Below are 19927 nucleotides of genomic sequence, written 5' to 3'. Positions count from 1 at the left end.
GCCAAATTGCCACCACTAACAACGCTTTGATATTAAAGGTGTTAACATAAAAACGTTTTAGCGATCACAATTCGCTCTCCCTGCATAAATGACTTCTCTATCCATAGTTATTTTTAAATTATTTAAATATCCCCGATAATAAAATCCCCCTCACGCATAGTTATGCACCCCTTAAAAATAATCACTTTATTTTCAATTGGTTAAGATTTAAACATCATTCAATACAGCAAACAAATAATTAACAATAAAAAAATAACAAACCATATAGCTGCGTAGTAATTCATTTAATGCCTTATTGTTTTTTGAATTTCTCTGACCCGGCTCATATATTAAGTAAGAAAAATAGCACTCCTTGATTGATGTGAATCTCATCACATTAACAACCCAAATAAAATTCAATCATTGCTCCCGAATTTAACTGAAACGCCGCGACTGCAAGCACGCTAAATATTTGCAGCCACTCCTTCTTTATTCTTGAAATTATGTAAAAGGTATAATGATGGAAAAGCATTTTGTCGGTTCTGAAATCGGTCAATTACGCAGCGTAATGTTGCATCGGCCCAATCTCAGCCTAAAAAGACTTACCCCTTCAAATTGTCAGGAATTACTTTTTGACGATGTATTATCCGTAGAGCGCGCTGGCGAAGAGCATGACATTTTTGCCAACACGCTGCGCCAGCAAGGGATAGAAGTGTTGCTGTTAACCGACCTGCTCACCCAAACGCTGGATGTGGCTGACGCTAAAGCCTGGCTACTGGACACGCAAATTTCCGATTATCGCCTTGGGCCCACCTTTGCCGCAGATATTCGCGCCTGGCTGGCGGATATGCCGCACCGTGAACTGGCTCGCCATTTAAGCGGCGGTTTAACTTACGGCGAAATCCCCGCCTCCATAAAAAATATGGTGGTCGATACTCACGATATTAATGACTTTATTATGAAGCCATTACCGAATCACCTATTTACCCGTGACACGTCCTGCTGGATATATAACGGCGTCTCAATTAACCCCATGGCGAAACCTGCACGCCAACGTGAAACGAATAATTTACGTGCTATTTATCGCTGGCATCCTCAATTCGCAGGCGGTGATTTCATTAAATATTTCGGCGACGAGGACATTAATTACGACCACGCCACTTTAGAGGGCGGCGATGTGCTGGTGATTGGCCGCGGCGCGGTGTTGATCGGTATGTCTGAACGTACTACGCCGCAGGGTGTCGAGTTCCTGGCGCAGGCATTGTTTAAACATCGTCAGGCGGAACGCGTCATTGCCGTTGAACTGCCAAAACATCGCTCCTGTATGCACCTTGACACCGTCATGACCCACATTGATATCGACACCTTCTCCGTCTATCCGGAAGTCGTTCGCCCGGACGTTCAGTGCTGGACGCTGACGCCAGACGGACGCGGCGGTCTGAAACGAACCCAGGAGAGCACGCTGGTTCATGCTCTTGAAACAGCGCTTGGCATCGATCAGGTGCGCTTAATCACCACTGGCGGCGACGCATTTGAAGCTGAGCGCGAACAGTGGAATGACGCCAATAACGTGCTCACCCTGCGTCCAGGCGTGGTAGTGGGCTATGAGCGCAACATCTGGACCAACGAAAAATACGACAAAGCCGGCATTACCGTCCTTCCCATTCCCGGCGATGAACTGGGTCGCGGGCGCGGGGGCGCACGGTGCATGAGCTGTCCACTGGAACGCGATGGTATTTAAAGGAGACGTTATGGAAAACAAACGCACACTGGTCGTCGCGCTGGGCGGCAATGCGCTGCTCAAACGCGGCGAACCGCTGGAGGCTGATATTCAGCGTAAAAATATCGAACTGGCGGCCAGAACCATCGCCCAGCTTACGCGGCAATGGCGCGTGGTGTTAGTGCACGGCAACGGCCCACAGGTAGGACTGCTGGCGCTACAAAATAGCGCCTACGCTAACGTTACGCCCTACCCGCTCGATATTCTCGGTGCGGAAAGCCAGGGCATGATTGGCTACATGCTGCAACAGGCGCTGAAGAATCATCTGCCGGAGCGCGAAATCAGCGTCCTGCTCACCCAGGTCGAAGTCGATGCCAACGACCCGGCATTCCTCAATCCAACCAAATATATCGGACCGATTTACGACGAAGCGCAGGCCCGTGCGTTACAGGCAGAAAAGGGCTGGGTATTCAAAGCCGACGGTAACGCCTTCCGCCGCGTTGTGCCCTCCCCGCAGCCGAAACGCATTGTGGAAAACGATGCCATCCGCGCGCTGATTAGCCGCGATCACCTGGTTATCTGTAACGGCGGCGGCGGTGTGCCGGTCGTGGAAAAAGCCGATGGCTACCACGGTATCGAGGCGGTGATCGACAAAGATCTGTCCGCCGCCCTGCTTGCCAGCCAAATTCACGCCGACGCGCTGCTCATTCTGACCGATGCCGACGCGGTGTATCTCGACTGGGGCAAGCCCACCCAACGCCCGCTGGCGCAGGTTACGCCGGAGCTGCTTCGTGAAATGCAGTTCGACGCCGGTTCGATGGGCCCGAAAGTGACCGCCTGCGCTGGGTTTGTCAGCCATTGCCGCGGCATTGCCGGAATCGGCTCGCTGGCGGATGGGCAAGCCATTCTCGCGGGCGAGAAAGGCACTTTGATTCGGTGTGAAACCGCCGACGTTGACGCATAAGGCTTTTTACCGGATGGCGGCTTCCGCCTTATTCGGCCTACAGAGCGCGCATAACCGTGGGCCGGATAAGCGCAGCGCCATCAGGCAATTCATTTTAACAAGGATATTGTAATGGTTATTTCACTGAAAAATCGTAACTTTTTGAAGCTGCTTGACTACACCCCGGCGGAAATCCAACACCTCATCGATCTGGCTATTGAGCTGAAAGCCGCAAAAAAAGCCGGATGCGAAAAGCAAACACTGATCGGCAAAAACATCGCGCTGATTTTTGAAAAAACCTCTACCCGCACCCGATGCGCGTTTGAAGTCGCCGCTTTCGACCAGGGCGCGCAGGTGACTTATCTCGGCCCAAGCGGCTCGCAGATCGGCCATAAAGAGTCCATGAAAGATACTGCTCGCGTCCTGGGGCGGATGTATGACGGCATCGAATATCGCGGTTTTGGTCAACACATTGTGGAAGAGCTGGGGGAATACGCGGGCGTTCCCGTCTGGAACGGCCTGACCGATGAATTTCACCCCACACAGATCCTGGCCGATCTAATGACCATGCTGGAACACGCGCCGGGTAAAACGCTGCCGGAACTGAGCTTCGCCTACCTGGGCGACGCGCGCAACAACATGGGCAACTCGCTGATGGTGGGCGCGGCGAAGATGGGCATGGATATCCGCCTGATAGCGCCAAAGTCCTTCTGGCCTGATGCCGAGCTGGTCGCGCAGTGCCGGGAAATCGCCAGCGTTACCGGCGCTCGTATCACCTTAACGGAGAGCGTTGAAGACGGCGTTCACGGCGTGGATTTCCTCTATACCGACGTCTGGGTCTCGATGGGAGAACCCAAAGAAGCCTGGGCGGAGCGCGTCAGTCTGATGACGCCATACCAGGTCAACCAGCAGGTGGTAAACGCTACCGGTAATCCTGATGTGAAGTTTATGCACTGCCTGCCCGCCTTCCATAACGAGCACACCAAAGTGGGACGCGAAATCGAAATGGCTTACGGCCTGAAAGGACTGGAGGTCACGGAAGAGGTGTTCGAGTCCGCAGGCTCGATAGTCTTCGATGAAGCGGAAAACCGGATGCACACCATCAAAGCGGTCATGGTGGCGACGCTCGGCGATTAATCCCACAGGATATGCGCTCTCGCGGCGCATATCCGTGATATCAGGAGAGAACATCATGGGTAAATTTAAATTTCCCACCGCTTATACCATCCTGTTTATTCTTATTGCCCTGGTCGCGGTGATGACCTGGATTGTGCCGGCGGGAAAATACCAAATGGCGATGAACGCCACGCTGGGAAAAGAGGTGCCGGTGGCGGGAACGTATGCCCCCGTGGACGCGCATCCGCAAGGGATTACCGCTGTTTTACTGGCGCCGATTGACGGCCTCTATAACCACGAAACCTACACCGCCGGCGCCATTGACGTCGCGCTGTTTGTCTTGATTATCGGCGGCTTTCTGGGGGTGGTGAATAAAACGGGGGCGATTGATGCCGGTATTGAACGGGTAACAGTCAAACTCAACGGCAAAGATGAGTGGATGATCCCCATTCTGATGGCGCTGTTCGCCGCAGGCGGCACTATCTATGGCATGGCGGAGGAGTCGTTGCCCTTCTACACGCTGCTGGTGCCGGTTATGATGGCGGCCCGCTTCGATCCGTTAGTGGCGGCGGCAACCGTACTGCTCGGCGCGGGGATAGGCACGCTCGGTTCGACCATTAACCCTTTCGCCACGGTCATTGCCGCCAACGCCGCCGGCATCCCTTTTACTCAGGGAATGCTGATGCGCGTACTGCTGTTAATCGTCGGCTACGTATTGTGCGTGTTTTGGGTAATGCGCTATGCGCGCAAAGTCCGCGCCCATCCTGAGCTTTCTATCGTGGCGGATAAAATGGAGGAAAATCGCGCCCATTTCCTCGGCAATCGCGCCAATACACTGCTGGAGTTTACGGCTACCCGGAAATGGGTGCTGCTGATCTTCGCCGCCTCTTTCGCGGTGATGATTTACGGCGTGGCGGTTCTCGGCTGGTGGATGGCGGAAATCTCCGGCGTCTTTCTGGCGGCGGCGATTATCGTTGGCGTGATAACGCGGATGGGCGAGGAAGCGTTCACCAGTACCTTTATCGACGGCGCGCGGGATTTGCTCGGCGTGGCGCTAATTATTGGTATCGCGCGCGGCATTGTGGTGGTCATGGATAACGGTATGATTACCCACACCATTTTGCACAGCGCGGAAAGTCTGGTTTCCGGCCTCTCTACCACCATTTTCATAAACGTAACCTACTGGCTGGAAGTATTGCTCTCCTTCCTGGTGCCCTCCTCTTCCGGTCTTGCCGTATTGACGATGCCCATTATGGCGCCGTTAGCGGATTTTGCCCACGTACAACGGGATTTGGTCGTAACCGCCTACCAGTCGGCCTCCGGGATTGTGAATCTGGTTACTCCCACCTCCGCCGTGGTCATGGGCGGTCTGGCAATCGCGCGGGTTCCCTATGTCCGCTATCTGAAATGGGTCGCGCCGCTGTTGCTGATCCTGACATTGCTGAATATGGCGGTACTGAGCATCGGAGCGATGATGTAACGAGCCAGATGGCGACGCGTCTTATCCGACAGGACTGATAAGCACAGCGCCATCAGGCACGCCGTCACCTTTTTTGATCGGCTTCTCATTTTCCTGCAAAACCGCCCGATTGATCCGCAATCAATGTGACAAATGTGATGAATTTCGCCAGTCCGTTGATATCAATAATAAAGATAAGGTGCATTTATGAAGGAATACGATGATTACTCCGCCAAAGAACAACAGCAACTGGCGGTTTGTCAGCGCCTGATTAGTGAAAAAAGTTACCTGTCCCAGGAGGAGATTCGCCGCGATTTACAAAATGAGGGATTTGAAGGTATCAGCCAGTCTACGGTTTCGCGCCTGCTCAAGCTGCTGGGCGCAATAAAAATCAGAAATACGAAGGGACAAAAGATTTATTCCGTAAATCCCCAGCGGCGTCCTTCGCCGGATGCCGGACGTTCAATAGCTGAAATGGTCGTCAGCGTTGAACATAATAGCGAATTTATCCTTATCCATACGGCGGCAGGTTATGGTCGCGCCGTCGCGAGAATTCTGGATTACCACGCATTGCCGGAAATTCTCGGCGTCGTTGCCGGTAGCAGTATTGTCTGGGTCGCACCACGGGTCGTTCAGCGCACGGCGCTGGTACACAAACAAATTAATTATTTGCTTAAAATGAATTTAAATTCATAAGAACCGTTTGCGATGAGTAAATCATGCATTAATCGCTTGATCCCCAAACAGAGCTGAGTATAATCGCGGACAATTTGCCGGGAGGAAGCATGGTTCAGTGTGTACGACATTCTGTCTTACCGCGTCTGAAAAAGGACGCAGGCCTGCCGTTTTTCTTTCCGTTGAAAACCAATACCAAGCCCCTCAATTGAGGGGCTTTTTTTTGCCCAGGCGTCAGGAGATAAACATGGCTAACCCGCTATATCAAAAACATATCATTTCCATAAACGACCTCAGCCGCGACGATCTTAATCTGGTACTGGCGACGGCGGCGAAATTAAAAGCCAACCCGCAGCCGGAGCTATTGAAACATAAAGTGATCGCCAGCTGCTTTTTCGAAGCCTCCACGCGTACCCGCCTGTCGTTTGAAACTTCAATGCATCGCCTGGGCGCCAGCGTAGTGGGCTTCTCCGACAGCGCCAACACGTCGCTGGGGAAAAAAGGAGAAACGTTAGCCGACACGATCTCAGTGATTAGCACTTACGTGGACGCGATTGTGATGCGCCATCCGCAAGAAGGCGCGGCACGTCTGGCGACGGAGTTTTCCGGTCAGGTGCCGGTGCTCAATGCGGGCGACGGTTCGAACCAGCATCCGACGCAGACCCTGTTGGATCTATTCACCATCCAGGAAACGCAGGGCCGTCTGGATAACCTGCATATCGCGATGGTCGGCGATCTGAAATATGGCCGCACCGTGCATTCGCTAACCCAGGCGCTGGCGAAATTTAGCGGCAACCGTTTTTATTTTATCGCGCCGGACGCGCTGGCGATGCCGCAGTACATTCTGGATATGCTGGATGAAAAAGGGATGGCCTGGAGCCTGCATGGTTCTATTGAAGAGGTCATGGCCGACGTCGACATCCTCTATATGACTCGCGTACAGAAAGAGCGTCTCGACCCGTCGGAGTACGCCAATGTGAAGGCGCAGTTTGTTCTGCGCGCCAGCGACCTGAACGGCGCGCGTGAAAATATGAAAGTACTGCACCCGCTGCCGCGCATTGATGAAATCACCACGGATGTGGATAAAACGCCACACGCCTGGTACTTCCAACAGGCGGGCAACGGTATTTTCGCTCGCCAGGCGTTACTGGCATTGGTACTGAATAGCGAACTGAGTCTGTAAGGGAGAAAAGCGATGACACACGATAACAAACTGCAGGTTGAAGCCATTAAATGCGGCACCGTGATTGACCATATCCCTGCGCAGGTAGGCTTTAAACTGCTGAGTCTGTTTAAATTGACCGAGACCGATCAGCGAATCACTATCGGTCTGAATCTCCCGTCTGGCGAGATGGGGCGTAAAGACTTAATCAAAATAGAAAACACCTTCCTCACCGATGAGCAGGTTAACCAACTTGCTCTGTACGCGCCGCAGGCCACCGTTAACCGCATCGACAACTACGACGTAGTCGGGAAATCACGCCCCAGCCTGCCAGAGCGTATTAATAATGTGCTGGTTTGCCCGAACAGCAACTGCATCAGCCACGCGGAACCGGTATCCTCCAGCTTTGCAGTGAAAAAACGCGCCAATGATATCGCCCTCAAATGCAAATACTGTGAAAAAGAGTTTTCGCATTATGTGGTGCTGGCCAACTAATTTGGGTTGGTTATGAGATCCCGGCTCCCTATAATGAGCGGGGACATTCTATTACCGCTGTAATTCAGGAGAAATCATGAGCAAAACTATTGCGACGGAAAATGCACCAGCAGCAATCGGCCCATACGTACAGGGCGTTGACCTGGGTAGCATGGTAATCACTTCCGGTCAGATTCCGGTCGATCCGAAAACCGGTGCCGTAGCGGAAGACGTATCCGCTCAGGCACGTCAGTCGCTGGAAAACGTTAAAGCTATCGTAGAAGCCGCTGGCCTGAAAGTAGGCGACATTGTGAAAACGACCGTATTCGTGAAAGACCTGAACGATTTCGCGACCGTCAACGCCACCTACGAAGCCTTCTTCACCGAGCACAACGCCACCTTCCCGGCGCGTTCCTGCGTGGAAGTTGCCCGTCTGCCGAAAGACGTGAAAATTGAGATTGAAGCGATCGCTGTTCGTCGCTAAGCGCCGGACGTCATCCCCGCCGGGCGGCGCAAGTTTGCCCGGTTCGGGGCACCAACAGCCATGGAGAGGCGGCAATGGTAAGATCGCGTTTTACCGAGGAACAAATCGCCGATTTTCTGCAACAGTCGAAAAACGGCGTACCGAATAAGGCGTTATGCGAAGAATATGGATTTAGCAACAGCACGCTCCGTCGCTGGCAGGAGAAACATGCTGAAAGCATACGCCAGGAATTAAAACAGATAGAATCTACCGCGACGATAGTCTTTTTATGCTTCATTGTCGCAGCCATATTGCTTACCCTTATGTTTCCTAAACCCACTGGCGCCTTAGCGATTCCTCCTTACTTAGTTTATTGCGTTAGCTATATTCGCCGCTTTCGTCGCATATCCGCAAAACATATCCGGCGGTGGGACATCTCCTCCTCTCGTTCCGGATTGGGGGCAGAGAACACATTTTACAAACTTAGCTGGACATTCCTCTTTTTTATGCCTGCATATAGCATTCTACAGTTGCTTGAATAAGCCCAGAAATTTAAAGATAAAGCCGATCGCGTAAAACTTGTCGAGCTTTACGGGCATCTGGCCTGGTTAGCGATATCGGGGATTAAGCACGCTGGCGAATCCCCGACGAAAGTGTTTACTGCCAGCCATAACGTCGGCTGTAAAACCCTTTCACCAACTGGGTTAACGTCATATAGCCCGCCAGAATGGCAATCAGCCACGGGAAATAGCTTAACGGCAGCGCCTGCAACTGCAGGTAAGACGCCAGCGGCGAAAACGGCAACGAAACTCCCACCACCATCACCAACAACGTCATCGCCATCAGCGGCCAGGCGGCGCGACTTTGAATAAACGGCAGACGGCGGGTACGGATCATATGCACAATCAGCGTTTGCGACAGTAATCCCACCACAAACCAGCCGGACTGGAACAAAGTTTGCGTTTCTGGCGTATTCGCATGAAATACCCACCACATCAGACAAAAGGTCAAAATGTCGAAAATCGAGCTGATCGGACCGAAAAAGACCATAAAGCGCCCCAAATCCGCCGGATTCCAGCGCTGCGGCTTTTGAATTTGTTCTTCATCGACATTATCAAACGGAATCGCCACCTGGGATACATCGTACAGCAGGTTTTGAATCAGCAAGTGCAGCGGCAGCATTGGCAGGAACGGCAAAAAGGCGCTCGCTACCAGCACGCTAAACACGTTACCGAAATTTGAGCTGGCCGTCATCTTGATATATTTCAACATATTAGAAAAAGTACGACGACCTTCAATGACGCCTTCTTCCAGCACCATCAGGCTCTTTTCCAGCAGGATAATATCGGCCGCTTCACGGGCGATGTCCACCGCGCCATCTACCGAGATACCAATATCCGCCGCCCGCAACGCCGGAGCATCGTTAATCCCGTCGCCCATAAAACCGACCACATGCCCCTCGCGTTTGAGTAAAGTGACGATGCGCTCTTTATGCATCGGCGTCAGACGCGCAAACAACGTCGTACGGTCGGCCAGCGCCGCCAGCGCGTCGTCGCTTAACCCTTCAATATCACTGCCAATAACGACATCGCCCACATCCAGCCCAACCTCATGGCAAACTTTCGCCGCTACCAGCTCGCTGTCGCCGGTGAGAATTTTCACCGTAATTCCGCTCGCCTTCAGCGCTTTCAACGCCGGCGCGGTGGTCTCTTTCGGCGGATCGAGAAAAGCGATATACCCTTCCAGAATGAGGTCAGACTCATCGATACGTTGGTAATCGCCCTCACGCGCAGGCAGGTATTTGGTCGCGACGGCGACCACGCGTAGCCCCTGACGGTTCAGCGTGTCGGTAACGCGTTTCACCCGGCGCAGCATATTGTCGTCCAGCGGCACAATATCGCCGTTGTGGCGCACCTGAGTACACACGTTCAGGATCTCCTGTAACGCGCCTTTGCAGACCAGTTGATGCACGCTCGAATCTTCGGCCACCACCACCGACATCCGGCGACGCTCAAAATCAAACGGAATCTCATCGATTTTCTGCCAGCGTCCGGAGAGCTGACGCGCGGCGGTTTCGTCTACTCCCTCCAGGACTGCCGTATCCAGTAAATTTTTTAGACCGGTCTGATAATGGCTGTTCAGCCAGGCGCAATGCAGTACATGCTCGCTGGGCTTACCAGAAATATCTGTATGATTCTCCAGCACAATTTTGTCCTGCGTCAGTGTGCCGGTTTTATCGGTGCACAGAATATCCATCGCGCCGAAGTTCTGAATTGCATCAAGGTGCTTCACGATAACTTTCTGTTTCGAGAGCTTCACCGCCCCACGCGCGAGGGTGGAGGTGACGATCATCGGCAACATTTCCGGGGTGAGACCTACCGCGACCGAGAGCGCAAATAGCGCCGCTTCCCACCAGTCACCTTTCGTGTAACCATTAATAATCAGTACTACCGGCGCCATGACCAGCATAAAACGGATCAGCAACATGCTGACGCGGCTAATTCCTTTCTGGAAAGCGTTCTGCTCGTTATCTTGTTCCGACACGCGCCCCGCCAATTGACCAAACCAGGTGTCGGCGCCGGTCGCCATCACCACGGCCTGCGCCGTTCCGCTCACGACGTTCGTCCCCATAAAGCACAGCGTGTCGCACTCAAGCGGGTTATTTTGCCGGGGCTCACGCGTCGCGGCGACTTTCTCGACCGGCAGAGATTCGCCGGTCAGCGACGCCTGGGCGACAAACAGATCGCGCGCCTGGATAATCCGTAAATCCGCCGGGATCATATCCCCCGCCGCCAGCTTAATAATATCGCCGGGCACCAGTTGATCGATGGGTAATTCCAGCCAGGCGTTTTCGCCATTTTCATTAATAACCCGCAGTACGGTAGCGGTATTGCTCACCATCGCTTTTAGCGCGTCCGCCGCTTTCGTCGAGCGCGCTTCCTGCACAAAATTCAGCAGCGTTGAGATACCGACCATCAGGGCGATAACGCCTGCGGCAAACAGATCCTCCGTGGCATAAGAAATGCCGCCAAGAATCGTGAGTAAGATGTTGAAAGGATTGCGATAACATACCCACAGATGCACCCACCACGGCGAGGGTTTCTGTGCCGGAAGGCGGTTTTCGCCATGCTTTTCACGCGCGCGCGTCACTTCGGCGGCGTTTAATCCCTCCGGGTGCGTATCAAAAACGCGCCAGAGAGTCTCCCGCTCCATTGCCGCGACTTTCAGACAGCGCTCGCTCAGCGAAGGCGGGATAGTCGCATTTACCGCGGTCTGCGCGCCGGGCAGCGGATCGCGGTGAACCAGACGATAAGGCAAATGACGATTAAGCCGGGCAAAAAGCTGGCGGGTAATGGTTTTTAGCATAGGTAATCCCTCCGCGCCGAAGTCAGGCGCAGAAAATTCTTCAGGCGCGGCAAAGCCTTGCCCGATGAGCAATGTTTAAATAAAAACAGGGACGTTATTGTGTCACTGTCTTACACACCGGTAAGACAGCAGAGGCAGGCTTACCGGAAAAGGAAAATTCTCCATCGCGGGAGAGGGGTGGGTTCAGGGTCCATGTCGCCTCCGGTAAGTAAATAATTTGCGCCGCGGATTATACGCATAAATCCATAAGTTTTGTGGCAATTATGGCGGTATCATACCGTTACGTAATTAAACCAACGATAAACCAGACTTTGCCCATTGCCCTTCGCTTGAGTAAAGTTACTCTTTTTATCACCATCAGCGTCACGCCACGGGAAAACAGGATGCAAAACCGGCTCACTATCAAAGACATCGCCCGCCTGAGCGGCGTAGGGAAATCAACCGTTTCCCGCGTGCTTAACAATGAAAGCGGCGTAAGCGAACGTACCCGCGAGCGTGTCGAAGCGGTGATGAATCAACACGGTTTCTCTCCGTCCCGCTCCGCCCGCGCGATGCGGGGACAAAGCGATAAAGTGGTCGCTATTATCGTCACTCGCCTTGATTCGTTGTCTGAAAACCTCGCGGTTCAGACCATGCTGCCTGCGTTTTATGAACAGGGCTACGACCCTATTATGATGGAAAGTCAGTTCTCGCCGACGCTGGTAATGGAACATCTGGGCATGCTCAGACGACGTAACATTGATGGCGTGGTGCTGTTTGGCTTTACCGGCATCACAGAAGAGTTGATCGCCCCCTGGAAAGCCTCGCTGGTGCTGCTGGCAAGAGATGCGCAAGGTTTTGCCTCCGTCTGTTACGACGACGAGGGCGCGATTCATATCCTTATGCAGCGGCTGTATGAGCAGGGACACCGCAACATTAGCTTTCTGGGCGTTCCCCATAGCGATATTACCACCGGCAAACGTCGGCATGACGCATACCTGGCGTTTTGCAAAAAACATAAACTTCATCCCGTCGCCGCCCTGCCCGGTCTTGCCATGAAGCAGGGCTATGAACATACGGCAAGTGTCATCATGCCGGATACCACCGCGTTAGTCTGCGCCACCGATACGCTGGCGTTGGGCGCCAGTAAGTATTTACAGGAGCAACGTATTGAGACGCTACAACTGGCAAGCGTCGGGAACACGCCGCTGATAAAATTCCTGCACCCGGAGATCGTCACTGTCGATCCTGGCTATGCTGAAGCCGGACGACAGGCGGCTTCGCAGCTGATCGAACAGATCAATGGCCGCTGCGATCCGCGCCGGATCGTCATTCCTTCTACCCTCGCCTGAGTGACTGATTAAACGGAATACCACGAGTAATTTGTGATCGTCGCTGCGTTTCGGGAACGTTCCCATTTTTAAACCACCGTTGAAGAGATACTCTTGCGCCAACCCATAACATACCTCCTCTGCCATGAGGCTTTACGATGAGCAAAGTAAAACAAGCCGATATCGACCGGCTGATTGACCTGGTCGGCGGGCGCGACAACATCGCCACGGTGAGCCACTGCATTACTCGCCTGCGCTTTGTGCTCCACCAGCCCGCGAACGCCAGGCCAAAAGAGATCGAACAATTACCGATGGTTAAAGGCTGTTTCACCAACGCCGGGCAGTTTCAGGTGGTGATCGGCACCGAAGTCGGCGATTACTATAACGCGCTGCTGGAGACCACCGGCAAAGCATATGCCGATAAAGAGCAGGCCAAAAAAGCCGCTCGCCAGAACATGAAGTGGCATGAGCAGTTAATTTCCCACTTTGCGGAGATCTTCTTTCCGCTACTACCGGCGTTGATCAGCGGCGGTTTGATCTTAGGCTTTCGTAACGTGATCGGCGATGTGCCGATGAGCAACGGCCAAACGCTGGCGCAGATGCATCCGGCGCTAAAAACGCTTTATGATTTTTTATGGTTGATCGGCGAAGCGATCTTTTTCTATCTGCCGGTGGGGATCTGCTGGTCGGCGGTGAAAAAAATGGGCGGCACGCCGATTCTTGGTATCGTGCTCGGCGTGACGCTGGTGTCGCCGCAGTTGATGAATGCGTATCTGCTGGGCCAGCAAACGCCGGACGTCTGGAACTTCGGCGTATTTAGTATTGAGAAAATAGGCTACCAGGCGCAGGTTATCCCGGCGCTACTGACAGGACTGGCGCTTGGATTTATTGAAATGCGGTTGAAACGCATCGTGCCGGATTATCTCTACCTGGTCGTCGTCCCGGTGTGTTCGTTGATACTGGCCGTCTTTCTCGCCCACGCCTTTATTGGCCCCTTTGGTCGTATGATCGGCGACGGCGTGGCCTTTGCGGTACGTTATCTGATGACCGGCAGTTTCGCCCCGATAGGCGCAGCGCTGTTCGGCTTCCTGTATGCCCCGTTGGTTATTACCGGCGTCCACCAGACAACGCTCGCTATCGATATGCAGATGATCCAGAGCATGGGCGGTACGCCAGTCTGGCCGCTGATTGCGCTGTCGAATATCGCGCAGGCCTCCGCCGTGGTGGGCATCATCATCTCCAGCCGTAAACACAATGAACGCGAGATCTCCGTTCCTGCCGCCATTTCCGCTTACCTTGGGGTAACTGAACCGGCGATGTACGGTATCAACCTGAAGTATCGTTTTCCGATGCTGTGCGCGATGATCGGCTCTGGTCTGGCGGGACTGCTCTGCGGTCTGAACGGCGTCATCGCCAACGGTATCGGCGTGGGCGGCCTGCCGGGCATCCTGTCTATACCGCCGCGCTACTGGCAGGTGTACGGCATGGCGATGGTTATCGCGATCGTTATCCCGGTGATTCTGACCACCTTTATCTATCAGCGTAAGCATCGTCAGGGCACATTACAAATTGTCTAATTCTTCTTCGGGGCGCAGTTGCGTCCCAACGCACTTGCAGGAAACTACAATGACTATTCCCCTCTGGTGGCAAAACGGCGTTATTTATCAGATCTACCCGAAAAGTTTTCAGGACACGACCGGCAGCGGCACCGGCGATTTACGCGGCGTCACGCAGCACCTTGACTATCTACAGCGACTCGGCGTAGATGCCATCTGGCTCACGCCGTTTTATATCTCGCCACAGGTGGATAACGGTTATGACGTCGCAAATTATACGGCTATCGACCCGACCTACGGCACGCTGGATGATTTTGACGAGCTGGTCGCGCAGGCGAAAGCACGCGGTATTCGCATCATCCTGGATATGGTGTTTAACCATACTTCTACCCAGCACGCCTGGTTTCGCGAAGCGCTGAACAAAGAGAGCCCATACCGTCAGTTTTATATCTGGCGCGATGGCACGCCGGATGTCTGCCCGAATAACTGGCAATCCAAATTTGGCGGCAGCGCCTGGCGCTGGCATAGCCAGAGCGAACAATATTATTTACACCTTTTCGCGCCTGAACAGGCCGACCTGAACTGGGAAAACCCCGCCGTGCGCGCCGAGCTGAAAAAGGTCTGCGAATTCTGGGCCGATCGCGGCGTGGATGGCCTGCGTCTGGACGTGGTGAACCTGATCGCCAAAGATCAGGATTTTCCTGACGATCCGACGGGCGACGGACGCCGCTTTTATACCGACGGGCCGCGCGCGCATACGTTTTTACGCGAAATGAACCGTGACGTTTTTACACCGCGTAATCTGATGACGGTAGGCGAAATGTCCTCTACCACGCTGGAAAACTGCCAGCAATATGCCGCGCTTAGCGGCGACGAACTCTCGATGACCTTCAATTTTCATCATCTGAAGGTGGATTACCCCAATGGCGAAAAGTGGACGCTGGCAAAACCTGATTATGTGGCGCTGAAAGCGTTGTTCCGCCACTGGCAACAGGGAATGCATAACGTCGCCTGGAACGCGTTATTCTGGTGTAATCACGATCAGCCGCGCATCGTTTCCCGCTTTGGCGACGAGGGTGAATACCGGGTTCCAGCCGCGAAAATGTTGGCGATGGCGCTGCACGGTATGCAAGGGACGCCTTATATCTATCAGGGCGAAGAAATCGGCATGACCAACCCACACTTTACCCGCATCACCGATTATCGCGACGTGGAAAGCCATAACATGTTTGCCGCGCTACGCGCCGCCGGACGCGACCCCGACGAACTACTGGCTATCCTGGCCAGTAAATCCCGCGACAACAGCCGCACGCCGATGCAGTGGGACCACGGTAAAAACGCCGGTTTCACCCAGGGCGAGCCGTGGATAAGCCTGTGCGATAACTATACGGAGGTTAACGTCGCGGCGGCATTACGCGATAAAAACTCAGTGTTTTACACCTATCAAAAGCTGATTGCGCTACGTAAAACCCAGCCTGTACTGATCTGGGGCGATTATCAGGATCTCCTCTTGGATAGCCCATCAGTATGGTGTTATCGCCGCCAGTGGCAGGGGCAAACCCTGCTGGTCGTCGCCAATCTGAGCGACCAGTGTCAGGAGTGGCATCCGCCGCATATCAAAGGACAGTGGCAGGCGCTACTGCACAATTATGGCGAGGTCGCCAGCCAGCCAGCGGCGATGACGCTCCGCCCATTTGAAGCCATCTGGTGGTTACAACGCTAACGCGACGTCCTTATACGGATAAACGCCACAAACCTATTGACACGGGCTGTGGCGTTGCTCCAGGTTACTAACTGTTTTTGTTGAATAATTAATCAGATTTTTCTTGCTATCTTTTACAAACGCTACAGCGCCCGCCATCTGTACGCTCTGATTTTTACCTTGTTCTACATCAATAAAATTGCAAACATCCTTGATGCAAATCACTACATATAGACTTTAAAATGCACGCCGACCCAATATGTTGTATTAATTGACTACAATTGCTACAACACCTGTTCACTCGACACAAGGTGAATTGTGGATAACCTGGGTCAGGATTGCGGGAAGTCATTGGAAAAGAGATGAATAAACCTGTTATGGCTTCCCCGGCCTCTGTGGATAACCTGTTCTTACAAATATGGAGTGATCATGACACCGCATGTGATGAAACGAGATGGCTGTAAAGTGCCATTCAAATCAGAGCGCATTAAGGAAGCCATTCTACGTGCAGCTAAAGCAGCGGGAGTCGATGACGCAGATTACTGTGCCACCGTCGCAGAAGTCGTTAGCAGCCAAATGAACGCGCGCAGTCAGGTGGATATTAACGAGATCCAGACTGCGGTTGAAAACCAACTGATGTCCGGCCCGTACAAACAGCTTGCCCGCGCCTACATCGAATACCGTCACGATCGCGACATTCAGCGTGAAAAGCGTGGTCGTCTGAACCAGGAAATTCGCGGCCTGGTAGAGCAAACTAACTCCGCGTTGCTCAATGAAAACGCCAACAAAGACAGTAAAGTCATTCCCACCCAGCGCGATTTGCTGGCCGGGATTGTCGCCAAACACTATGCCCGCCAGCACCTGTTGCCGCGTGACGTAGTACAAGCGCATGAGCGCGGCGATATCCACTATCACGATCTCGACTATTCGCCGTTCTTCCCGATGTTCAACTGTATGTTGATCGACCTGAAAGGCATGTTGACCCAGGGCTTTAAGATGGGCAACGCCGAGATCGAACCGCCAAAATCTATCTCTACCGCCACTGCCGTTACCGCGCAGATTATCGCGCAGGTCGCCAGCCATATTTATGGTGGCACCACCATTAACCGTATCGACGAAGTGCTGGCGCCGTTTGTCACCGAAAGCTACAACAAGCACCGCAAAACCGCCGATGAGTGGCAGATCCCGGATGCCGAAGGGTATGCGCGTTCTCGCACCGAAAAAGAGTGCTACGACGCCTTCCAGTCGCTGGAATACGAAGTTAACACGCTGCACACCGCTAACGGCCAGACGCCTTTCGTGACCTTTGGTTTTGGCCTCGGCACCAGTTGGGAGTCGCGTCTGATCCAGGCGTCTATTTTGCGTAACCGTATCGCCGGTCTGGGTAAAAATCGCAAAACCGCCGTGTTCCCGAAACTGGTCTTCGCTATCCGCGACGGTTTGAACCACAAGTTTGGCGATCCGAACTACGACATTAAACAACTGGCGCTGGAGTGCGCGAGCAAGCGCATGTATCCGGACATCCTCAACTACGATCAGGTGGTCAAAGTCACCGGTTCGTTCAAAACGCCAATGGGCTGCCGCAGCTTCCTCGGCGTGTGGGAGAACGAAAACGGCGAGCAGATCCACGACGGTCGTAACAACCTGGGCGTGATTAGCCTTAACCTGCCGCGCATCGCGCTGGAAGCAAAAGGCGACGAAACCGCATTCTGGAGACTGCTGGATGAACGTCTGGCGCTGGCGCGGAAGGCGCTGATGACCCGTATCGCCCGCCTTGAAGGCGTGAAAGCCCGCGTCGCGCCTATCCTGTATATGGAAGGCGCCTGCGGCGTGCGGCTGAAAGCGGACGATGACGTGTCTGAAATCTTTAAAAATGGTCGTGCGTCCATCTCTCTGGGCTACATTGGTATCCATGAAACCATTAACGCGCTGTTCGGCGGCGAACACCTGTACGACAGCGAGCAGCTTCGCGCTAAAGGCATTGCAATTGTGGAGCGTCTGCGCCAGGCCGTGGATCAGTGGAAAGACGAGACCGGCTACGGCTTTAGTCTGTACAGCACGCCAAGTGAAAACCTCTGTGACCGCTTCTGCCGTCTGGATACCGCCGAGTTCGGCGTGGTGCCGGGCGTAACCGATAAAGGTTACTACACCAACAGCTTCCACCTCGACGTGGAGAAGAAGGTCAACCCGTACGACAAAATCGATTTCGAAGCGCCGTATCCGCCGCTGGCGAACGGGGGTTTCATTTGTTACGGCGAATACCCGAACATTCAGCACAACCTGAAAGCGCTGGAAGATGTCTGGGATTACAGCTATCAGCATGTACCGTATTACGGCACCAACACGCCGATCGATGAATGCTACGAGTGCGGCTTTACCGGCGAGTTCGAATGTACCAGTAAAGGTTTCACCTGCCCGAAATGCGGCAACCACGATGCCGCGCGCGTCTCGGTCACCCGCCGCGTGTGCGGTTATTTAGGCAGCCCGGACGCGCGTCCGTTTAACGCCGGTAAGCAGGAAGAAGTGAAGCGCCGCGTGAAGCATTTAGGCAATGGGCAGATCGGTTAATTTCCGTTTGCAAAGACCGTAGGCCTGATAAGACGCAATCGCGTCGTCATCAGGCATCACAATGTTGCCGGATGCGGTGCAAGCACCTTATCCGGCCTACATGCTTTCTGGACACCCGCTATGCGCTACCATCAATACTATCCCGTAGACATCGTTAACGGCCCCGGCACCCGCTGCACCCTGTTTGTGTCAGGGTGCGTGCACGAATGCCCTGGCTGCTATAACAAAAGCACCTGGCGGCTCAATTCCGGCCAGCCGTTTACCAAAGAGGTGGAAGATAAGATCATTGCCGATCTGAACGACACGCGCATTCACCGTCAGGGGATCTCGCTGTCGGGCGGCGATCCGCTGCATCCGCAAAACGTACCGGATATCCTGGCACTGGTACAACGCATCCGCGCAGAGTGCCCGGGGAAAGATATCTGGGTGTGGACTGGCTACAAGCTTGATGAACTCAACGCCGCGCAAATGCAGGTGGTCAATCTCATCAACGTGCTGGTCGATGGCAAATTTGTGCAGGATCTGAAAGACCCGGCGCTTATCTGGCGCGGTAGCAGCAACCAGGTAGTGCATCATTTGCGTTGATGCGGGGATATTGGGTCAAAACCGTTACTCGTCCGCTACTTTTACGCCCTTCTTTCGCCTCCTGCTTACAGGTATATGCATATGCCTATACATATGTCACGCACAGGCATATAATTAACTCCGACACTGGCCTATAACATCACGCCCACAAGGGCAGGAGACGACCATGCGAACCGTATCTGTATTTAAAAATGGCAATAACCGCGCGATCCGCCTTCCACGCGATCTGGATTTTGACGGCGTCAACGAACTTGAAATCTTCCGCGAAGGCGACACGATTATACTGCGCCCCGCCCGCCCTTCCTGGGGATCATTCCGTCATGAGGAAAAAGCCAGCCCAGACTTTCTGACGGAACGCGAAGACATCATCAGCGATGAGGGACGCTTTGAACTATGAGTAAAACCTACATGCTGGATACCTGCATCTGTTCTTTCATTATGCGCGAACAGCCGGAAGCTGTGCTGAAACGCCTTGAGCAGGCAGTGCTGCGCCGCCATCGTATTGTGGTGTCGGCGATTACCTACGCCGAAATGCGTTTTGGCTGTACGGGCAAAAAGGCCTCGCCGCGCCATGCCCAACTGGTTGATGCATTCTGTAGTCGCCTGGATGCCGTGCTGGCCTGGGACCGGGCGGCAGTGGATGCCACCACAGAGATCCGTGCCGTACTGGCCGCCGCCGGTACGCCGATTGGATCAAACGATGCGGCTATCGCCGGCCATGCCATTGCGTCCGGTGCGATACTGGTCACTAATAACGTGAGGGAGTTTGAGCGGGTACCGGGTTTGCAGTACGAAGATTGGGTAAAATAACCCGTGCTGGCATACCGACAAGTACATAAATCTTCTTAA

Annotated in this window: 20 protein-coding genes; 17 read left to right on the top strand and 3 right to left on the bottom strand. The window is 53.7% G+C overall.

Annotated features, from left to right (window positions below; genetic code table 11):
* The first annotated feature begins 499 nt into the window (after positions 1-499).
* The 5 genes from arcA to ACLJPQ_RS09890 all read left to right on the top strand — a co-directional run bounded on the left by arcA (position 500) and on the right by ACLJPQ_RS09890 (position 5913).
* On the top strand, positions 500-1720 hold the full coding sequence (gene arcA, locus ACLJPQ_RS09910; RefSeq protein ID WP_000410846.1) for an arginine deiminase: 1221 nt from the start codon (positions 500-502) through the stop codon (positions 1718-1720).
* A 10-nt stretch (positions 1721-1730) separates the two neighbouring features.
* A complete protein-coding gene (arcC, locus tag ACLJPQ_RS09905; protein WP_080184886.1) occupies positions 1731-2663 on the top strand; it encodes a carbamate kinase in 933 nt (310 codons plus the stop codon).
* A gap of 111 nt (positions 2664-2774) precedes the next feature.
* Entirely contained in the window at positions 2775-3779 is a 1005-nt protein-coding gene (gene argF / locus ACLJPQ_RS09900) for an ornithine carbamoyltransferase (protein ID WP_000237035.1), read from the top strand.
* Positions 3780-3834: 55 nt separating this feature from the next.
* Positions 3835-5238, top strand: coding sequence for a YfcC family protein (locus tag ACLJPQ_RS09895; RefSeq protein WP_000514435.1), 1404 nt, complete (start codon positions 3835-3837; stop codon positions 5236-5238).
* A gap of 186 nt (positions 5239-5424) precedes the next feature.
* Positions 5425-5913 carry an arginine repressor gene (locus ACLJPQ_RS09890; RefSeq protein ID WP_000666051.1) on the top strand — a complete coding sequence of 163 codons (489 nt, stop codon included), beginning with the start codon at positions 5425-5427 and terminating at the stop codon, positions 5911-5913.
* Here the strand turns inward: ACLJPQ_RS09890 and ACLJPQ_RS09885 are convergent.
* Positions 5883-6023 (bottom strand): hypothetical protein, encoded by a 141-nt coding sequence (locus ACLJPQ_RS09885; protein WP_001518160.1) that lies wholly within the window; start codon positions 6021-6023, stop codon positions 5883-5885. The two genes, ACLJPQ_RS09890 and ACLJPQ_RS09885, sit on opposite strands and share 31 nt — an antisense overlap.
* Here ACLJPQ_RS09885 and pyrL point away from each other — a divergent pair.
* From pyrL to ACLJPQ_RS09860, 5 genes are all read left to right on the top strand, one after another.
* A complete protein-coding gene (gene pyrL / locus ACLJPQ_RS09880) occupies positions 6003-6104 on the top strand; it encodes a pyr operon leader peptide (protein ID WP_000249504.1) in 102 nt (33 codons plus the stop codon). The genes ACLJPQ_RS09885 and pyrL overlap by 21 nt on opposite strands.
* A 35-nt stretch (positions 6105-6139) precedes the next feature.
* Positions 6140-7075, top strand: coding sequence for an aspartate carbamoyltransferase (pyrB, locus tag ACLJPQ_RS09875; protein ID WP_000013055.1), 936 nt, complete (start codon positions 6140-6142; stop codon positions 7073-7075).
* 12 nt (positions 7076-7087) lie between these two features.
* Positions 7088-7549, top strand: coding sequence for an aspartate carbamoyltransferase regulatory subunit (gene pyrI / locus ACLJPQ_RS09870; protein ID WP_000148567.1), 462 nt, complete (start codon positions 7088-7090; stop codon positions 7547-7549).
* A gap of 76 nt (positions 7550-7625) precedes the next feature.
* Positions 7626-8012 carry a 2-iminobutanoate/2-iminopropanoate deaminase gene (gene ridA / locus ACLJPQ_RS09865; protein WP_000047544.1) on the top strand — a complete coding sequence of 129 codons (387 nt, stop codon included), beginning with the start codon at positions 7626-7628 and terminating at the stop codon, positions 8010-8012.
* Positions 8013-8086: 74 nt separating this feature from the next.
* Complete coding sequence (locus tag ACLJPQ_RS09860; RefSeq protein WP_080184885.1) at positions 8087-8533, top strand: transposase; 447 nt, start codon at positions 8087-8089, stop codon at positions 8531-8533.
* A 115-nt stretch (positions 8534-8648) separates the two neighbouring features.
* Here the strand turns inward: ACLJPQ_RS09860 and mgtA are convergent, their stop codons facing one another.
* Positions 8649-11357 (bottom strand): magnesium-translocating P-type ATPase, encoded by a 2709-nt coding sequence (gene mgtA / locus ACLJPQ_RS09855; RefSeq protein WP_080184884.1) that lies wholly within the window; start codon positions 11355-11357, stop codon positions 8649-8651.
* A gap of 140 nt (positions 11358-11497) precedes the next feature.
* A complete protein-coding gene (mgtL, locus tag ACLJPQ_RS09850) occupies positions 11498-11551 on the bottom strand; it encodes a mgtA regulatory leader peptide MgtL (protein ID WP_099374030.1) in 54 nt (17 codons plus the stop codon).
* A 189-nt stretch (positions 11552-11740) separates the two neighbouring features.
* Between mgtL and treR the strand changes: the two genes are divergently transcribed.
* The 7 genes from treR to ACLJPQ_RS09815 all read left to right on the top strand — a co-directional run bounded on the left by treR (position 11741) and on the right by ACLJPQ_RS09815 (position 19888).
* Positions 11741-12688: a trehalose operon repressor TreR gene (treR, locus tag ACLJPQ_RS09845; RefSeq protein WP_001181297.1), complete on the top strand. Its 948-nt coding sequence runs from the start codon at positions 11741-11743 to the stop codon at positions 12686-12688.
* A gap of 137 nt (positions 12689-12825) precedes the next feature.
* Complete coding sequence (treB, locus tag ACLJPQ_RS09840) at positions 12826-14244, top strand: PTS trehalose transporter subunit IIBC (RefSeq protein ID WP_080184883.1); 1419 nt, start codon at positions 12826-12828, stop codon at positions 14242-14244.
* 49 nt (positions 14245-14293) lie between these two features.
* Positions 14294-15946: an alpha,alpha-phosphotrehalase gene (treC, locus tag ACLJPQ_RS09835; RefSeq protein WP_023233270.1), complete on the top strand. Its 1653-nt coding sequence runs from the start codon at positions 14294-14296 to the stop codon at positions 15944-15946.
* Positions 15947-16354: 408 nt separating this feature from the next.
* Positions 16355-18493 carry an anaerobic ribonucleoside-triphosphate reductase gene (gene nrdD / locus ACLJPQ_RS09830; RefSeq protein ID WP_023181353.1) on the top strand — a complete coding sequence of 713 codons (2139 nt, stop codon included), beginning with the start codon at positions 16355-16357 and terminating at the stop codon, positions 18491-18493.
* A 120-nt stretch (positions 18494-18613) separates the two neighbouring features.
* Positions 18614-19078 (top strand): anaerobic ribonucleoside-triphosphate reductase-activating protein, encoded by a 465-nt coding sequence (gene nrdG / locus ACLJPQ_RS09825; RefSeq protein WP_023232257.1) that lies wholly within the window; start codon positions 18614-18616, stop codon positions 19076-19078.
* Between the two features lie 166 nt (positions 19079-19244).
* Positions 19245-19475 carry a type II toxin-antitoxin system VapB family antitoxin gene (gene vapB, locus ACLJPQ_RS09820; RefSeq protein ID WP_001261294.1) on the top strand — a complete coding sequence of 77 codons (231 nt, stop codon included), beginning with the start codon at positions 19245-19247 and terminating at the stop codon, positions 19473-19475.
* Positions 19472-19888, top strand: a complete 417-nt coding sequence (locus tag ACLJPQ_RS09815; protein WP_000048134.1) for a type II toxin-antitoxin system VapC family toxin — start codon at positions 19472-19474, stop codon at positions 19886-19888. The genes vapB and ACLJPQ_RS09815 overlap by 4 nt, the downstream gene beginning before the upstream one ends.
* Positions 19889-19927 lie beyond the last annotated feature (39 nt).

The sequence above is a fragment of the Salmonella sp. SAL04213 genome (assembly GCF_046550535.1).
GTDB classification, from domain to species: domain Bacteria; phylum Pseudomonadota; class Gammaproteobacteria; order Enterobacterales; family Enterobacteriaceae; genus Salmonella; species Salmonella enterica.
This window is presented reverse-complemented; position numbering and strand designations above follow the sequence as displayed.

What these genes read in the sequence shown, in the direction of transcription:
- arcA (WP_000410846.1), top strand. Translation starts at nt 500, where the DNA reads ATGGAAAAGCATTTTGTCGGTTCTGAAATCGGTCAATTACGCAGCGTA.
- arcC (WP_080184886.1), top strand. Translation starts at nt 1,731, where the DNA reads ATGGAAAACAAACGCACACTGGTCGTCGCGCTGGGCGGCAATGCGCTG.
- argF (WP_000237035.1), top strand. Translation starts at nt 2,775, where the DNA reads ATGGTTATTTCACTGAAAAATCGTAACTTTTTGAAGCTGCTTGACTAC.
- ACLJPQ_RS09895 (WP_000514435.1), top strand. Translation starts at nt 3,835, where the DNA reads ATGGGTAAATTTAAATTTCCCACCGCTTATACCATCCTGTTTATTCTT.
- ACLJPQ_RS09890 (WP_000666051.1), top strand. Translation starts at nt 5,425, where the DNA reads ATGAAGGAATACGATGATTACTCCGCCAAAGAACAACAGCAACTGGCG.
- pyrL (WP_000249504.1), top strand. Translation starts at nt 6,003, where the DNA reads ATGGTTCAGTGTGTACGACATTCTGTCTTACCGCGTCTGAAAAAGGAC.
- ACLJPQ_RS09885 (WP_001518160.1), bottom strand. Translation starts at nt 6,023, where the DNA reads ATGTCGTACACACTGAACCATGCTTCCTCCCGGCAAATTGTCCGCGAT.
- pyrB (WP_000013055.1), top strand. Translation starts at nt 6,140, where the DNA reads ATGGCTAACCCGCTATATCAAAAACATATCATTTCCATAAACGACCTC.
- pyrI (WP_000148567.1), top strand. Translation starts at nt 7,088, where the DNA reads ATGACACACGATAACAAACTGCAGGTTGAAGCCATTAAATGCGGCACC.
- ridA (WP_000047544.1), top strand. Translation starts at nt 7,626, where the DNA reads ATGAGCAAAACTATTGCGACGGAAAATGCACCAGCAGCAATCGGCCCA.
- ACLJPQ_RS09860 (WP_080184885.1), top strand. Translation starts at nt 8,087, where the DNA reads ATGGTAAGATCGCGTTTTACCGAGGAACAAATCGCCGATTTTCTGCAA.
- mgtA (WP_080184884.1), bottom strand. Translation starts at nt 11,357, where the DNA reads ATGCTAAAAACCATTACCCGCCAGCTTTTTGCCCGGCTTAATCGTCAT.
- treR (WP_001181297.1), top strand. Translation starts at nt 11,741, where the DNA reads ATGCAAAACCGGCTCACTATCAAAGACATCGCCCGCCTGAGCGGCGTA.
- treB (WP_080184883.1), top strand. Translation starts at nt 12,826, where the DNA reads ATGAGCAAAGTAAAACAAGCCGATATCGACCGGCTGATTGACCTGGTC.
- treC (WP_023233270.1), top strand. Translation starts at nt 14,294, where the DNA reads ATGACTATTCCCCTCTGGTGGCAAAACGGCGTTATTTATCAGATCTAC.
- nrdD (WP_023181353.1), top strand. Translation starts at nt 16,355, where the DNA reads ATGACACCGCATGTGATGAAACGAGATGGCTGTAAAGTGCCATTCAAA.
- nrdG (WP_023232257.1), top strand. Translation starts at nt 18,614, where the DNA reads ATGCGCTACCATCAATACTATCCCGTAGACATCGTTAACGGCCCCGGC.
- vapB (WP_001261294.1), top strand. Translation starts at nt 19,245, where the DNA reads ATGCGAACCGTATCTGTATTTAAAAATGGCAATAACCGCGCGATCCGC.
- ACLJPQ_RS09815 (WP_000048134.1), top strand. Translation starts at nt 19,472, where the DNA reads ATGAGTAAAACCTACATGCTGGATACCTGCATCTGTTCTTTCATTATG.